Source organism: Candidatus Methanoperedens nitratireducens (assembly GCF_900196725.1).
GTDB classification, from domain to species: Archaea; Halobacteriota; Methanosarcinia; order Methanosarcinales; family Methanoperedenaceae; genus Methanoperedens; species Methanoperedens nitroreducens_A.
Window position 1 is genome coordinate 1 of sequence record NZ_FZMP01000007.1, and the last position, 14213, is coordinate 14213.

Annotated in this window: 20 protein-coding genes; 8 read left to right on the plus strand and 12 right to left on the minus strand. The window is 45.2% G+C overall.

Annotated elements, in window-relative coordinates; translation table 11 throughout:
* The first annotated feature begins 326 nt into the window (after nucleotides 1-326).
* Together amrS and MNV_RS00655 are read left to right on the plus strand one after the other, a co-directional pair.
* Nucleotides 327-1334: an AmmeMemoRadiSam system radical SAM enzyme gene (amrS, locus tag MNV_RS00650; protein ID WP_096203424.1), complete on the plus strand. Its 1008-nt coding sequence runs from the start codon at nucleotides 327-329 to the stop codon at nucleotides 1332-1334.
* A gap of 15 nt (nucleotides 1335-1349) precedes the next feature.
* Entirely contained in the window at nucleotides 1350-1589 is a 240-nt protein-coding gene (locus tag MNV_RS00655) for a type II toxin-antitoxin system HicB family antitoxin (RefSeq protein WP_096203425.1), read from the plus strand.
* Nucleotides 1590-1739: 150 nt separating this feature from the next.
* Here MNV_RS00655 and MNV_RS19205 read toward each other — a convergent pair whose 3' ends face one another.
* From MNV_RS19205 to eno, 3 genes are all read right to left on the minus strand, one after another.
* On the minus strand, nucleotides 1740-1892 hold the full coding sequence (locus MNV_RS19205) for a hypothetical protein (RefSeq protein WP_179293718.1): 153 nt from the start codon (nucleotides 1890-1892) through the stop codon (nucleotides 1740-1742).
* A gap of 625 nt (nucleotides 1893-2517) precedes the next feature.
* The gene (locus MNV_RS00660; protein ID WP_096203427.1) at nucleotides 2518-3375 is read right to left on the minus strand and encodes a DMT family transporter; all 858 of its coding nucleotides are present in this window, start codon (nucleotides 3373-3375) and stop codon (nucleotides 2518-2520) included.
* A 295-nt stretch (nucleotides 3376-3670) separates the two neighbouring features.
* Nucleotides 3671-4936 (minus strand): phosphopyruvate hydratase, encoded by a 1266-nt coding sequence (eno, locus tag MNV_RS00665; protein ID WP_096203429.1) that lies wholly within the window; start codon nucleotides 4934-4936, stop codon nucleotides 3671-3673.
* A 112-nt stretch (nucleotides 4937-5048) separates the two neighbouring features.
* On the opposite strand from eno, the gene MNV_RS00670 reads away from it, so the two are divergent.
* From MNV_RS00670 to hdrB, 3 genes are all read left to right on the plus strand, one after another.
* Nucleotides 5049-5414 carry a Cdc6/Cdc18 family protein gene (locus MNV_RS00670; RefSeq protein WP_179293719.1) on the plus strand — a complete coding sequence of 122 codons (366 nt, stop codon included), beginning with the start codon at nucleotides 5049-5051 and terminating at the stop codon, nucleotides 5412-5414.
* Between the two features lie 63 nt (nucleotides 5415-5477).
* Nucleotides 5478-5915: a CoB--CoM heterodisulfide reductase subunit C gene (hdrC, locus tag MNV_RS00675; protein WP_096203431.1), complete on the plus strand. Its 438-nt coding sequence runs from the start codon at nucleotides 5478-5480 to the stop codon at nucleotides 5913-5915.
* Nucleotides 5912-6814: a CoB--CoM heterodisulfide reductase subunit B gene (hdrB, locus tag MNV_RS00680; protein WP_096203432.1), complete on the plus strand. Its 903-nt coding sequence runs from the start codon at nucleotides 5912-5914 to the stop codon at nucleotides 6812-6814. Before hdrC ends, hdrB begins: the two co-directional genes overlap by 4 nt.
* 326 nt (nucleotides 6815-7140) lie before the next feature.
* On the opposite strand, the gene MNV_RS00685 is transcribed toward hdrB, so the two are convergent.
* From MNV_RS00685 to MNV_RS00705, 5 genes are all read right to left on the minus strand, one after another.
* Entirely contained in the window at nucleotides 7141-7482 is a 342-nt protein-coding gene (locus tag MNV_RS00685; protein WP_096203433.1) for a helix-turn-helix transcriptional regulator, read from the minus strand.
* A gap of 1 nt (nucleotide 7483) precedes the next feature.
* Entirely contained in the window at nucleotides 7484-7708 is a 225-nt protein-coding gene (locus tag MNV_RS00690; RefSeq protein WP_096203435.1) for an LSM domain-containing protein, read from the minus strand.
* 30 nt (nucleotides 7709-7738) lie between these two features.
* A complete protein-coding gene (locus tag MNV_RS00695) occupies nucleotides 7739-8458 on the minus strand; it encodes a dihydromethanopterin reductase (acceptor) (protein WP_096203436.1) in 720 nt (239 codons plus the stop codon).
* 105 nt (nucleotides 8459-8563) lie between these two features.
* Nucleotides 8564-9061, minus strand: coding sequence for a hypothetical protein (locus tag MNV_RS00700; protein ID WP_143311548.1), 498 nt, complete (start codon nucleotides 9059-9061; stop codon nucleotides 8564-8566).
* Between the two features lie 71 nt (nucleotides 9062-9132).
* Nucleotides 9133-10005, minus strand: a complete 873-nt coding sequence (locus MNV_RS00705; protein WP_096203438.1) for a hypothetical protein — start codon at nucleotides 10003-10005, stop codon at nucleotides 9133-9135.
* Nucleotides 10006-10366: 361 nt separating this feature from the next.
* Here MNV_RS00705 and MNV_RS00710 point away from each other — a divergent pair, with 361 nt between their 5' ends.
* Complete coding sequence (locus MNV_RS00710) at nucleotides 10367-10630, plus strand: hypothetical protein (protein WP_096203439.1); 264 nt, start codon at nucleotides 10367-10369, stop codon at nucleotides 10628-10630.
* Nucleotides 10631-10696: 66 nt separating this feature from the next.
* Nucleotides 10697-11272, plus strand: a complete 576-nt coding sequence (locus tag MNV_RS00715) for a DUF356 domain-containing protein (protein ID WP_096203440.1) — start codon at nucleotides 10697-10699, stop codon at nucleotides 11270-11272.
* Between the two features lie 8 nt (nucleotides 11273-11280).
* On the opposite strand, the gene MNV_RS20395 is transcribed toward MNV_RS00715, so the two are convergent.
* From MNV_RS20395 to MNV_RS00725, 3 genes are read right to left on the minus strand one after another with little or no spacing between them, the layout of a single operon-like run.
* Nucleotides 11281-11637, minus strand: a complete 357-nt coding sequence (locus MNV_RS20395; RefSeq protein WP_306453606.1) for an SAM-dependent methyltransferase — start codon at nucleotides 11635-11637, stop codon at nucleotides 11281-11283.
* Nucleotides 11613-11861, minus strand: a complete 249-nt coding sequence (locus MNV_RS20400; protein ID WP_256999879.1) for an SAM-dependent methyltransferase — start codon at nucleotides 11859-11861, stop codon at nucleotides 11613-11615. Before MNV_RS20400 ends, MNV_RS20395 begins: the two co-directional genes overlap by 25 nt.
* Entirely contained in the window at nucleotides 11858-12847 is a 990-nt protein-coding gene (locus MNV_RS00725; RefSeq protein ID WP_096203441.1) for a cobalt-precorrin-5B (C(1))-methyltransferase, read from the minus strand. Before MNV_RS00725 ends, MNV_RS20400 begins: the two co-directional genes overlap by 4 nt.
* A 279-nt stretch (nucleotides 12848-13126) precedes the next feature.
* Here MNV_RS00725 and MNV_RS00730 point away from each other — a divergent pair, with 279 nt between their 5' ends.
* Complete coding sequence (locus MNV_RS00730; protein WP_096203442.1) at nucleotides 13127-13957, plus strand: helix-turn-helix domain-containing protein; 831 nt, start codon at nucleotides 13127-13129, stop codon at nucleotides 13955-13957.
* A gap of 124 nt (nucleotides 13958-14081) precedes the next feature.
* On the opposite strand, the gene MNV_RS21095 is transcribed toward MNV_RS00730, so the two are convergent.
* Nucleotides 14082-14201 carry a choice-of-anchor Q domain-containing protein gene (locus MNV_RS21095; RefSeq protein ID WP_394336520.1) on the minus strand — a complete coding sequence of 40 codons (120 nt, stop codon included), beginning with the start codon at nucleotides 14199-14201 and terminating at the stop codon, nucleotides 14082-14084.
* Nucleotides 14202-14213 lie beyond the last annotated feature (12 nt).

Sequence of the window (14213 nt, forward strand, 5' to 3'; positions counted from 1 at the left end):
TCAAAGGTACGGTTATCTATTCGCAAGAAAAAGACCAGACTTTGCGGCAGGTTGAAAACCCAAGGGCGCAATTGGTCTTCTCTGCTCTTACCATAGAATAAAAAGGCAATTTAACAATTATTAGTTTTTCATTGTTGTCTATGAATGCCTTTCATAGCCGACTTTGCGGTGAGCGCATATGGTTTACCTGATATTCCATCGAACATTAACATTAAGTTAACACTATCCAAAAAACAATTTCAATAAGGAGAGAAAGAGATATGAATAATGCAAATGTAGTATGATGAGCTACTTTACAGAGATACGCTTAACTGTGGTGTCGGTTAATGATCAAAGAAGGGGTACTTTTTGACCAGTTGCCTGATAACAGGGCAAAATGCAATGTATGCGAGCACAGGTGCTGGATAGCGGAAGGGAAACTCGGATTCTGCGGCACCCGGAAGAATATCGGCGGGAAAGTTCACTCGCTTATCTATAATACCGTATCAAGCGAGGCTGTAGACCCTATCGAGAAAAAGCCCCTGTACCATTTCCTCCCCGACACGCTCTCATATTCCCTGGGCAGCATAGGATGCAACTTCAGGTGCGAGCATTGCCAGAACTGGAATATCTCGCAGGTCACGCTGGAAGAGGCGCGCACAAGAGAGATAACCCCGGATGAGACGGTAAGACGCGCAAAAGCGGCAGGGTGCAAATCGATCTCATGGACGTACAACGAGCCCGCGATATGGCATGAATATACGTATGACAGCGCCGTTCTTGCGAAAAAAGCCGGGCTGAAGACCGTTTACGTGACGAACGGCTACATCACGCCCGAAGCCCTGCGGCGCATGGCGCCCTATCTTGATGCCTACCGCGTGGACATCAAATCGTTCTCAGAGAGCTTCTACAGAAAAGTATGCAGCGCGAGGCTTGCGCCGGTCCTTGCGTCCACGAAACTGGCAAAGGAACTGGGCATGCACGTTGAAGTTATAACCCTGATCATACCCGGCAGGAACGATTCAAGAGAGGAGATAACCCAGCTGGTGAAATGGGTGTATGATAACCTCGGTGCTGATACGCCTCTGCACTTCACGCGTTTCCATCCCATGTACATGATGACGGATGCGCTCCCGACGCCTGTGGAGACGCTTGAGATGGCGCATGATATAGCGGTGAAAAAGGGGATGAGGTTCGTTTATACAGGGAATGTTCCGGGGCACAAGTATGAGAACACGTACTGTCCAGAGTGCGGGGCTTTGCTGGTTGATAGGACGGGGTTCATGGTCAGCGAGTATAATATTAAGGATGGGAAATGCCCGAGGTGCGGGGAAGAGATAGCGATGGTGAGATAGAATAGGTGAAGTAATATGCATCGTTTCCTTGTTGTAATTGAAAAAGCAAATAATAACTACTCGGCATATTCGCCGGATTTACCAGGATGTGTGGCTACAGGCGCCACCCGCGAAGAAGCTGAAAAGAATATGTATGAAGCCATTGAAATGCATATACATGGACTATTGGAAGATAAATTGCCTATTCCAGAATCAAAATCATTTGCAGAGTATGTAGCTGTTGCTGAAAAATCAAATATGGAACAGACAGCTTAATAACAACTTTGCAAAGTCACTTAAGCCGTCGTATCGCTCCATGTACATGATGATGGGCGCCCTCCCGACGCCGCCTGCGGAGCTGCGGAGGCATTCGAGATGGCACATGATATCTCGCGGCGAGAGTTATTTCTATCTCTTCCATTTATTTCATGTTATTTCCTGTGCTTTGTCGAGTAACCACAACATTAATCCTTCCTCAACAGCCTTTGCTAAATTGCCCTTTTTACCGCCCATGTGAGCTATTTTAATTCTTACTTGTTTCTCCAAATTATCATCAATTTTGACAGTTATTCTTGCCATGTGCTTAAAATACAGTCATAATCATATATATGCTTTGTGGTATAAGTGAGTAATAGTATAAGTGAATAATAACATAAGCAAATAATGGTATAAGCGGATAAGCATAAAGTATATATGGGAAGCAAGCATAGTATAAACTAAGGATAAGGATAGAAAAAATGAGTGTACCAGCAGCGATTCTTAAAAAAAATCCTGCAGGCGGGCTTATCCCTGTGGATAGGAATGAACAATACGTTAAAAGATACAATCATTAAAAAGGATAGGTATAATAAGCGTGTGATGGACAGAATCTGGCTGTAGGTAGTTGCCGATTATCTCGGCACCGGGTCCGATTCCCGGGTGGCTCGCGGCCACAGCTTTTTTCTCCCACCACAATCCCCACCAACATGTGGCCTAAAAACGACAAGATAAGGACGAAGGTTTGCCTCCCGAATCCCTTCGTCCTTCCCTCTTCTAGAAAAATAAGGCTCCCGGTAACAAGCGCGTAGTTTGCGACAGAATATAAGCCTATCGAAATAATGCAAGGAACCAATAGGACTGCTCAGAAGCCGTTTTCTCTATCAACTGCGAAGGGAAAGCAGCGTATAAGCAAGAACTGAATAAAAAACGATTTGCCCACAATTTATTATAATATTACCCATACACCGGCAATCGTTGCGCCTGTTCCAAGTACGAGCACTGGATTCAGCTTCTCTTTTAAAGTAACGAGCGCCATCATGCTTGAAAGGAATGGTGTAATCGCCGCAAGACTTGTGGCTTTGGCAGCGCCGATCAATGTAAGGCTCACAAAGAAAAAGTAGCTCCCAAAACCCATGCCTGCGATCCCGCCAAGCCCTAGCAATATGTACGCCTCTTTCTTGAATTTAAAAATCGCTCCGGGGCTTTCGCTTATGGAATAAACAAAATATAACAATGCGAGCGGTATCGGCATGCTTATAAGGGCTGATTGTAAGGGATCTACATCCTTTAAGCCGGTCTTTGTTGCGACGATGGAAAAAGCATATAGAAATGCGGCAAGCACAGCTAACGAAACGCCGAGCCTGACATTTTTCTCACCTCTTGAATTGTGTTCCCTGCTCAATATCCATACCCCGATGACTATCAACACTGTGCCTGCAATCACTTCGGGACGGATTTTCTCATCCAGCAGCACGGCACTTAACAGTATTGTGAGGAGAGGAAAAGTAAAAAGGATGGGAATGAATCTTGAGACTGATATGTTCTCAAGCCCTTTCATATAAGCCGCACCCCCGAGAATGAGCCTGAGCAGTCCGCCAAGGTTCAGGAACGCAAACCCGGCAAGTGTGAAATCAAAATGCCCGCCCCGGAGTAGGATGTATAATATAAGGAGGAAAAGCATGGCAAAAAACGTGCGTATCAACACTGCAGGTATTGCCCCAGCCCCGATACCTTTTTTATAGAAAACGGCTGCCACCGACCAGCAAATTGCAGCGGCTAATGCGTAGAGTTCACCGGCTATCACATTGCTTAAAGGGATTGAGGTGATATTATTATTTATCGGAAGACGAACCGTTTTATTACATTATTCCTATTTACAGTACGGACGGATTATTTCTAACTCTATTAAAAATTATACATGTCTGTGTTATAATTGGCTCTACCACTAAAAGTTACGAAATCAAAGGAGTTCCCTCACTTCTAAAACATTAGTGTTAATGTTCATCCATTATATCGGTAGAGGCCCCTGTCTTCAGGCTTGATACCCTGCCAGAAAGAATCGCTGAGGTTCTAAAAAGACAATATGTCCTTTGTTTGACTCAAATCCTTATATACCGCGCCGCCTTCCCCAGCTCCTCCTCTATCCTCAGCAGTTGATTATACTTCGCGTTCCTCTCACTCCTTGCAGGCGCGCCCGTCTTTATTAACTCGGCGCCGATAGCTACAGAAATATCCGCAATGGTCGTATCCTCGGTCTCGGCAGACCTGTGGCTTACGATGACCTTGTACTTATTTTTCTGTGCGAGCCTTGCCGCATCAAAAGCCTCGGATAACGTGCCGATCTGGTTGACCTTCAGCAGCAGCGCATTCGCAGCATTCATTTTTATGCCCTGCTCAAGCCGCTTCACATTAGTTACGAAAAGGTCGTCGCCCACGATAATGGTGCCCTTGATTTTCCCTGTCAGGGCTGCAAAATCATCGAACGCCTCTTCCTCGAAAGGGTCCTCGATAGAAAGAATAGGATAGGTCTTAACAATGTCGGCATAAAAATCTACAAGGTCATCCCCTGAGAACGTCTTTCCATCTATGGTGTACGTACCGTTATTGCAGAACTCAGAGGCGGCGGAATCCAGACCTATGGTGATCTCCCCCTCATACCCGGCTTCTTCAATAGCACCGGTGAGAGCATCAAGCGCATCTTTCGTGTTGGCAAGAGGCGGGGCATAGCCGCCTTCGTATCCAACGTTCACGGCGGAGTTGCCGTATTTTTTCACAAGTAATTTGCCCAGGGTATGATACGTCTCAGCGCCCATGCGCAGCGCCTCGGAGAACGTCTTCGCGCCCCTGGGCTGTATCATGAATTCCTGTATCGCAAGCTCGTTGCCTGCGTGTTTTCCCCCGTTTATGACGTTCATGGTCGGGACCGGCAGGGTGAACGCGTTAGTGCCACCAAGATAGCGGTAAAGGGACAATCCAAGCGAATCCGCAGCTGCATGAGCCGCAGCCATAGAGACGCCCAGGATGGCATTTGCACCGAGCCTTGACTTGTTCGGGGTGTTGTCAAGCTCAATCATCATTTCATCAATCTCACGCTGGTCGCGCACATCCGTGCCGATGAGCGCATCCTTTATTTCTGTGTTTACATTAATTACAGCTTTAGCAACACCCTTGCCCAGGTACCGTTTATCCTTATCCCTTAGCTCAAGCGCCTCGTTCGTGCCTGTGGATGCGCCCGACGGGACGCTGGCGCGACCAAACCCGGCTGCTGTATGAATATCGACTTCTACGGTCGGATTTCCTCTTGAATCCAGTATTTCACGCGCGTGAATGCTCTCGATTGCGAACAATTTCTCACCTTTTATTATTAACTGAAGCGATAATGAATGGATTGCTTTATACTTAATGTTAATTATAATTCTGTTAACTGAGAAAAGGTTAATTGAGATAATAGCATCTGTAAATAATAGCGGTGCAGTTATGGGATTACTTGATACCGGCTCGGATAGAATGGTTAATCAGCTTAAAACCCTGCCTCTTCACTCAAAACTCATATTATGTGCATGCATTAACTTACTCGACAGGGATGAAAAGAGTACAGAGGTAACAGTAGAGGATGTTTTTAAAAAGTATAAAAAACTAGCTACCGGATTGAATATAAGCTGGATATCCCAGGGCAAAGTTAGCGAACATATCAAAGAGCTTGAGATGCTCAGGTTTTTGAAATGTACGTATCCCCGTAAAGGCCAGGGACGGCAAATAAAGTCTATTCAGATTTTTGAGCCTGCTGAAGTATCCAGATATACCGAGATATTAAAGGAAGATTTAAGCAGGCATGGAAGATAATTTCGGGTGTCTATTAACAAATCCCTTAAAGTCTTAAATACAAGTATTTACATTATTCATTCAATGAAAAACTCCGAGATACTTACCTGCCTCCAGTGCGGCACATGCCATGCAAGCTGCCCTGCTGGCAGGTACACAAGCCTGAACGTAAGGAAAATAGTCAGGGACTCTGTAAGAAAAGACATATCATATGAACCCGAACTGTGGATGTGCGCTACCTGCTACAACTGCCAGGAGCGCTGTCCCCGCGGCATCAAGGTGACGGATGCGATACTCACACTCAGGAGCGAAGCCGTGAAAAAAGGGGAGATACTCCCTGCCCACAGGAAGGTGTGCAAATTCCTGATCGAGACAGGACACTCTATCCCTATTGATGGTAAACACCGGCTGCTGCGAAAGAGACTGGGGCTTGGAAACCCGGAAGCAGCGCATAAAAAAGCCCTTAAGGAGGTAAGGACGCTCCTTGCCTCGACAAAGTTCGATGAGATGATAATAGCATGAGGGAACTATCTCTTTTTACGGGATGCCTCATCCCAAACCGCTATCCTGGTATTGAAAAAGCTACGAGGCTGGTTCTTGACAGGCTGGAAGTTAAGTGGAGCGAACTTAAGGAGGCGGCATGCTGTCCTGCGCCGGGGATTTACCGTTCCTTTGATAAGATAACCTGGCTTACGCTTGCCTCAAGGAACCTTGTGCTCGCAGAAGAGAAGGATACCGATATACTGACCATATGCAACGGGTGTTTCAGTTCTTTGACAGATGCCAATAACATCCTGAAAAGCGATGCAGCGCTGAGGAACGAAGCGAACTCGCACCTTAAAAAGATCAGAAAAGAATACCGGGGCACGATAGAGGTAAGGCACATTATCGAGTTCCTCTATAAAGATATAGGCGCAGAGAAGCTGGATAAGCTCATAGAAAAGCCGCTTGAGCTCAGGACTGCCGTGCATTACGGGTGCCACCTCCTTAAGCCCACAAAGGAGAGGAAGCTGGGGGGGGCTGAATGCCCTGTGTTCTTTGACGAGCTTGTGGAAGCTACGGGTGCTGCGAGCGTTCCTTATGAAGGGAAGGCAAGCTGCTGCGGCGCTGGAGGAGGCATCAGGTCTGCTATGCTTGAGACCTCGCTGAAGATGACCGAATATAAGCTTGAGAGGATGCAAAAGGCTGGCGTTGATTGCATAGTGGACGCGTGCCCTTTCTGCCATTTGCAGTACGACTGGGGGCAGGTCGAACTGGCAAAAGAAGGGAAGGCATACAATATCCCGGTCGTTCATTACAGCCAGTTGCTCGGGATTGCTCTCGGCTACGAGCCCGAAGAGGTTGGGCTGAATTTGAACGAAATAATAAACCCGGGTTTTGAAGAGAAAATAGCCCTGATCCAGAAAGGAAAGCCGCGGTAAAATATAAAATAACTTGTTCTATTGAAAAAGATAGGTGGTGGTAGTGAGCAGGTGGGGATTATGGTGGTATGAGGTGGTATTAAAAAAGTTTATATTTCTGCCCACTACAGTTCGTATATACGCGAACGAAGTATTTATAGTTTACGCATTGCGAGAACCAACAAACAATTAAAAATCATGATAATCGCTAGCTGCGGCAGCTTCTGCGCCCCCGATAAAAACCGAAAACTATTTAAATATCCTGTTCGTTATCAACCGAACTGGATAAGCGGGTTTCTTTTTTACAGATACCACCCACCCCTAACCCTCCACTTTACCCGCTTATCTTATTTCTCATTAACAAGACCGAGAATCCACACAGAGAGCGGTACGCAATACTGGGGAACGCATTCAAGGGTGCAGCCCGTGCATGGGGAAAACATATCACCGACCAGTAATAAATTGAAATCCTTGACTGGTTCTTCTTTTTTCTCGACATACGTAATACGGTACGTCCGCGAACCCTTATCCGTCTCCTGCTGCCTGGTGATCACCCCTTCTTTCTCGAACTTATCGATTATCCTGGAACACTTGCGGCGGTCTATCTCAGCCTTCTTCCAGAGTTCGTTCTGCAAAATGCCATTCTTTCTGGACTTTATCAATTTCAGAATCTTATCTTCTGCTTCCATTCTATTCCCCGACAGGGCACAACAGGATTATATTATTGCCTCTTAATACGACCGAACCGAGAGAACGGGACTTTACCCCGTTTGCGATCTCAAAAGTATCTACAAGATGCAGGTTCAAATTATCATCAACGCTCTCAAGCCTGCCCTCAAGAGTATTTTTATCACCTTTCATCTCAACCTGGATACGTGAGCCTATTAATGTCTGGACTTTCTTATTGGGGAACAATGTAAAGACCTCCTGTCCTTCTTATGCCGTTTAGTACTTCAATTTTTGCATAGATTTCGCCACAATGCCGGAAATACCCTGCGGATTATCAAGCACCGTTATCCCCTCAAGCTCTCTTAGTATCCTGACGTTCTTTGCATCCGCGTCGCGTACTTTGAGCCTGGCGAGCCCGCCTCTTATCGCACCGTAGCTGCAAAGCCTGACGCAGAGCCCGCATCCGATGCACTTCAGAAGATCAATCTGGTCTGTAATAGCCCGGTTCGGGCAGTTTTCCGCAGGAGGGCAGATTTCGCATCTCATACAGATCTCGCGGTCGATAAAGAACGGCATTTTCGATTCAATAGTGCCGGCTATGTCTACCGGGACGATAAAAACAGGCACTCCCCCTTTTACTGCCTGGGCAACTGCGTTCGTTACAATGGTATCTGCTATCCCGTAAGCGATCTTGGCTGTAGTATTGGACGTGGCGGGTGAGATTATAAGAGCGTCGTACTTTTGCAGGAGGAACCTGCCCGCTTTCGGTATGCTTGCTCCCTGCTCGCGCTCAAAGAAACACTCTTCAAGATAGCTGCCGGGGGAAATCCTGCAAAGCTCATCTGCCAGCCCGTACATCCGGAGCACTTCTTCTCCTGCCCTGGATACAAAAGCTGTTACCTTTAGATTCGCTGCCGTTTCTTTAAGCTTTTTAAAAATCTCAAAACTTTCGCACAGGAAATGACCGGCACCTGTGATGCCCCATGCAATCTTCATATTATGTTTTATGCCAGAAATTTATGTATTTTAGCCAATTAAAAGCCTTTATGCGTAGTACCCGCCTAACCCATATAAACTTTAGCTTTTGTCAGGAGCCCTGTTTCAGAGTATCCTTATAGCAACTTCGCAAAGATTATCCCCGTGGGATAATAACTTCTTAATCTCCAGTTCCGCCCTGTTGCCGAATGCGTAATTCAGCGCCCCCTTGAATGCTTCCCTTGAAGTATGGCAAACATATTTGTCAAACCTGTTCCCTTCAGTAGCGATATTGCACTTCCTTACGGTGTACAGCAGGTTTTTCCCCTCTAATTTCCATTCGCTCTCTATATGCAGTTTGGAATTGATTATCTCAAAAGCGTTTTTGAAAGTATCCAGGTCCCAGCCTTTAATACCGTTCTCCTTCTCATATTCCTGCATCAGGGCTCTGCCTATCTTCCTGCCAAGGGCGGTCAGTGACAGGGATATATTAGGGATGTCCTTTAACCCCCTGAGGAAGGTCATGAACATCAATAACTCCTGATCCATTCTATTATCGCTTGTTTTCAAAGTATCTACGATCTCATTGACTTTTATACCCACGTCAGGCCTGTGGGTCAGCATGATCATATTGCAAGTCGACTTTGCATCGAATAAATGCCCGTTAGCTTCTAAAAGCGTGATAAGTATTTTTTTTATTTTTCGATTGCCTCCTTATTCCGATAATTATGGAATACTATTATTTTGTCATTTTCAATTTCAACCCTGTCAACTACCCTGGCAGCTTCATAAACTTCTTTTATAAGGAGGAGCATCTCTTTAAGTGGTATCTCCTGTATGGGTCTTTTTGCCAGGGTTTCTATCGTTATCTCCCCGAGGGGGATATTGTCTGCGAGCAAATCCTCAAAGTAATTCCTGTGGACAGTGACCATACTGTAATTACTTAAAAGATGCCTGTTGACTATTGATTTCCAGAAAGCCGGGCGGCTTTTAATGGTTTTAGTTACTTCATCCATCCCCCCGAAGAAAGTAACCAGGCTGTCAAGCGCCTCTTTTTTACCTGATCTTTCCAGTTCGACTTTCATACAATCGCTGAAACTGGTAACCGACTTTATTTCAAGTGGTTCATTGTTAAGTGAGTTTTTCACAATGTACTGGGATAGCATGCAGGCTGCGAACTTTATTTTTTGAGAAATGCCTTTTATTTCCACCAGTATATTGGAAGGTAATGTATCATTATCGCTTTTTATCACGATGTCGATATCCCACTCAAGCTCACCGAACCTTTGATTAGTGTAGTTCTCAAGTTTTCTCATCGAGTTCATCAGTGCGGGGTCTATCATTTCATCCAGGATGTCATCCGGGACAAGCACTTCATCTATCTCATTCAGTATCCATCTGAACAAAGGAGCATCCATCGCACACGAATTTCCAGGGAAAGCCGATTTTCCCGCACGGTCTATAATATCCCTTACCGCTGCGCTGAAATTGCCATTGTGCCTTACGATATACGGTTCCATCTTGCTGATACATTCATTATCAAGCGAGATATGTCTTGTAACAATCATGATTTATAGTCCTAATATGCACTATTCAGAAGTACATACATGCCTCTTTTTACCCTTTTTGCGTTTTCCCCATTTTATATAAAAATATAGATTTTATTTGTTTGTTGCTCTGAGGGGATCTGTTTTTATGGGAGGTAACTTAATGCGGCAAACAAAGCCTTTTTTTCCTACCGTATGTATAAGGTTTAATCTCCTAACGTATATATTTTGCGATATCTTTTTGAATCGAGCTGTATTATTTTTTAATATCCTTTAAATAAGCCGGTTTGTTACTTTTTACCGGACCAGCCAGGCAATATTTCAGGATTCACAAAACACATAATATATATAGCTGTTATAATACAGTAAAATGTGGGATTAGATGATTAACAAAAAACTGAAACTGGCAATGGTATTGGGCTTTATATTTGCTGGTATCTTAATATACCTGTCAGCACAAGCCGCCTTCCTGGCGCTTGTCCTTGGACTGCTCTTTATTCCTCCCATGCTGGTTTTGGTATTACTATCCATAGAAGGTGCCCCGATAATCGTAAAAGGACTGCAAGGTCTCCTGGCATCAGGAAAACAATTCCTTGTAATCTCTATGTCACGTGAATCTATCACCTTGGAGCCGCAGTTCAAGTAGAGTATTGATTTTTTGTTAAATTCCAGAATCTATTTAATAGTAGAGTATATTAACTGATTAGAACAGATGAAATCTCTTGCAATAATCAGGGCAACCGATATCCTGAAGCTCAAGTCGACACTGATGGAAATGAACAGGATAGGATTAGAATTTGACGGGCAGCCAAAGGAGATCAATCCTGTCTCTTTAGAAAAAACATTGTCCAATGTGCCTGGAGCATCTTATAAAAACTTTGAGGTCTGCGCTTTAGTCCCCCTTGTCCAGGACTCCGAATCTTCCCTGAGCAAAGTAAAAAGTATTCCTCTTTACTCTGAAGTACTCATTCTTGACAACTCACATGAGCTTTTCAAGAACTTTTCCCGGCTGGTAGCCGTCCTGCCAGACCTTGTTCTTCCGAATTTACATTATAAGGATACGATTAAACAACCTATCGAACCAGAAACAGGGCCTTCTGAAGTATATCTTGGTGTATTCGTTAACAGAAAAGTCCGGTTGCAGACAGGCTCAGGAGCGATGTACACCGGTATTCTCAGGCACGCAGATTCAATAGGTGTTTTTTTTGAGCCTTCGGATGGCTCAGCCCCTCTTTTCATCACATGGCATGATATTAAAAAGATAATAATTCCCAGGGACGAAAAATAATAAGCCATTCACGCATTTGTTATTACAATGCAGTAAAGGTTTGACTCCGCAGCAGGCGGCTCTTCTGTTGTGCCCGTTGATATCCGTTCATCAGGGTAGGCGAGCCGCTCGCATATCGAGAGCTTACTGAATATACTCCGTGATTTGAGTAGCTGCGCGATCTCATGTACTCCAAAAGATGAATCCGGCAGAAGGAAAACATTTTTCCCGTTTCTTAGTTCCATAATAAGCCGGTTTTTGACTTTCTCTATATCCCTCGAATGGGCTGTGATCACAGAAAGCGAATCAACATCCAGGCGCAGCCGGCAGCAGGCAAGCTGCAGAGACGATACTCCCGGGATTATCTCATCCCCATTTTTGCATATTTCCCAAGCCCTGAGAGCATCGGGTCGCCTGTCGCAAGCACCACTGCATCTTGAGGCAGCGAGCTTAACGAATAATCTGTGATCTCATGCGCTTCGCATTTTATATGTTCTTTTGCGAGTTCTATCGCCCTTCTTGAGCCGAATATCAACGTCGCGTTCCCGATGGCAGATATCGCTTCCTGCGTCAGGAGGTCCGGGCCTGCGCCCACGCCGACTATCTTCACGCTTTCTCACCGCTGTCCCGGAGTACTGTACCATCCCTATTTAAAAGCACTACTCTTTTTCCTGATAGCTTTACCGCTCTTTCAAGAGCCATATCTATAAGAGGGTTTTTCATGTCGGCTTCTATCATTTCCTGTACCGTTAAATAACCGCTGTCTTTCAGGATACCAGGGAACGCCCATTTCAGTATCAACCCGGGAAGACCGCAGAGGATCACTTCACCTTTTGCGGCTTTTAATCCCCTTGAGATATCGCTCCCTATAAGCACAACTTCGTAACCGGGAAAAAGCATGTGGGAGAACCGCATACCGAGTCGCCCGGTAGTAAGAATGAGCTTATCAGCGCTCCTTATGAGTTCTTCTTTCATCTCACCAAGATGCTCGTTCCAGGGTTCTACGAATCCCGTGGTGCCGAGAATGGATATCCCCCCGGTTATTCCGAGCTTCCCGTTAAGGGTTTTTTTTGCTATTTCCTCGCCTTCCGGGACTGAGATAATAACGTATGCTCCTTTCAGTCCTGTTTCAGATAGCGCCTCTTTTACCGCTTCTTCTATCTGGCGCATGGGAGATGGGTTGATTGCCGGTATGCCTTTTTTTGAGCCGATGCCCATGCCTGCTTTTATTAAGATGCTATCGTGTTCCCTGGCTTCTGCTATGATTTTTATACCCCCTGTTACATCAAAGGCATGGTCGCCCGGGTCTTTTGTTGCAGACGCTTTCCCGTTCTTTGCAAGGACAGGGAGGATGGCGCGAATGCCGGCTGGCGTGGGAACAGAGACCGCAGAGACCTCCTTTTTTAATGATAAAACAGATGCTTTTACAGCAGCGGTTGCCGTCGTCCCTGTGGTATAGCCCCGCCTCAGCAGCGAACCGTCCGAAAGAAGGACAAAGCGACCGCCGGAGATACAGGTCTTGAGTTCTTTTATGGACATTCTTGCGCGTTTTACCCATTCTTCGGGTATCTGGAAGTTGTTAACAGGATCTATCATCTTGTTCCGTTACCTCTATTTTTATTGTAATTATCTATTTTTAACCTATTTTTAATCTTTCCTTGAATCGACTTCTTTACCGGTTGCAGAGAAAACGGTATTTATTAGCGGTTTTTCACCACTGGATGCACTGTTTAGCGTGGGGGCTGCCGGGCAAGCTGCCCCGGTGAAAGGGGGTAATCATTTTTGGGTCAGATGCCGTTATGATTTTTCGGGTGTGATTAAGCACAGCCGATAGCGATTAACTTTATATATCTTCACATCATCCATTACATTATCATGACCGAAAAAGCGGCTGTTGCTTCTTCATTCGCCTCTTCTCCTCCTGGTACCACCGGTTCTTATCAGGTCATTAAAAGCAAATTAGCTGAAAAAATGGCAGGGGAGATCACACTTTCAGACAGACCCGGAGAAATATTAAAAAAATGGCGAACCAATTTTGATATCTCCCAATCTGATCTTGCTGCATTCCTGAGAGTTTCCCCTTCAGTGATAAGTGACTATGAGAGCGGCAGAAGAAAATGCCCCGGCATTTTTATCGTAAGTAAAATCGTGGAAGCCATCCTGGACATAGATATAAAGCGGGGAGGAGCGAAAATCCGTTCTTACGAAAGCATATTGCGGGAAGGTTTCAGTGAAGGCGCTATATATGATATCCATGAGTACTTCTCACCTATTTCCGTAATGGACTTTACAAAACTGGTGGGAGGAGAGATCGTTTATAAGCCAGGCAGCGAGCATATAAAACCACTGTACGGCTATACTATAGTCGATAGCTTAAAAGCCATTCTCCAGCTATCAGGCAATGAGTTCCTGAAGCTGTACGGATTGAGCTCCGAGAGAGCTATGATCTTCACAGGGGTTTCTACAGGCAAGTCGCCTCTTGTGGCAATCAGGGTGACAAATTTAAAACCTGCTTTAATTGTAATTCATGGGATTTCTGCATCGCATGTTGATAAAATAGCGGCTAAAATCGCAGAGATAGAACATGTGCCGCTCATTGCTACGGTCATGCCGATTACTGATCTTGTTCATGCGCTCCAGTCGTATGATATGAATACTAATATTTTCTTTAAAGTACCAAAATTGAAAACCAGGTTTGATAGATGAGTGTTATTTCTCCACCAAAAATAAAATTTACCTAAAAAATGTAGAAGGTGGAGCCGGGCGTGTTAGAATACCCGCCCGACATGCCACAACTTCATAGGTTTTCTACTCTTCGGAAAGTTCACTGTCAGTACTCAAAGGATCCGATATCGTAGCCTGCACCTTTAGGTCTGGAATTCCCGTCATAGTCTATGCCAGGAGCATCCGTGGATGTTCCCTTATCTATTGCCGGGGAACCGCTCTTGATATGGAAATCGAC

Bases quoted from the DNA above. Each gene is read 5' to 3' on its own strand.
- MNV_RS19205 (WP_179293718.1), bottom strand. From the start codon at position 1,892: ATGGCAAGAATAACTGTCAAAATTGATGATAATTTGGAGAAACAAGTA.
- MNV_RS00710 (WP_096203439.1), top strand. From the start codon at position 10,367: ATGATTAACAAAAAACTGAAACTGGCAATGGTATTGGGCTTTATATTT.
- MNV_RS00695 (WP_096203436.1), bottom strand. From the start codon at position 8,458: ATGAAGATTGCATGGGGCATCACAGGTGCCGGTCATTTCCTGTGCGAA.
- amrS (WP_096203424.1), top strand. From the start codon at position 327: ATGATCAAAGAAGGGGTACTTTTTGACCAGTTGCCTGATAACAGGGCA.
- MNV_RS00685 (WP_096203433.1), bottom strand. From the start codon at position 7,482: ATGGAAGCAGAAGATAAGATTCTGAAATTGATAAAGTCCAGAAAGAAT.
- MNV_RS00670 (WP_179293719.1), top strand. From the start codon at position 5,049: ATGGGATTACTTGATACCGGCTCGGATAGAATGGTTAATCAGCTTAAA.
- MNV_RS00715 (WP_096203440.1), top strand. From the start codon at position 10,697: ATGAAATCTCTTGCAATAATCAGGGCAACCGATATCCTGAAGCTCAAG.
- hdrC (WP_096203431.1), top strand. From the start codon at position 5,478: ATGAAAAACTCCGAGATACTTACCTGCCTCCAGTGCGGCACATGCCAT.
- MNV_RS00705 (WP_096203438.1), bottom strand. From the start codon at position 10,005: ATGATTGTTACAAGACATATCTCGCTTGATAATGAATGTATCAGCAAG.
- MNV_RS00700 (WP_143311548.1), bottom strand. From the start codon at position 9,061: ATGCTGACCCACAGGCCTGACGTGGGTATAAAAGTCAATGAGATCGTA.
- MNV_RS00655 (WP_096203425.1), top strand. From the start codon at position 1,350: ATGCATCGTTTCCTTGTTGTAATTGAAAAAGCAAATAATAACTACTCG.
- hdrB (WP_096203432.1), top strand. From the start codon at position 5,912: ATGAGGGAACTATCTCTTTTTACGGGATGCCTCATCCCAAACCGCTAT.
- MNV_RS00725 (WP_096203441.1), bottom strand. From the start codon at position 12,847: ATGATAGATCCTGTTAACAACTTCCAGATACCCGAAGAATGGGTAAAA.
- MNV_RS00730 (WP_096203442.1), top strand. From the start codon at position 13,127: ATGACCGAAAAAGCGGCTGTTGCTTCTTCATTCGCCTCTTCTCCTCCT.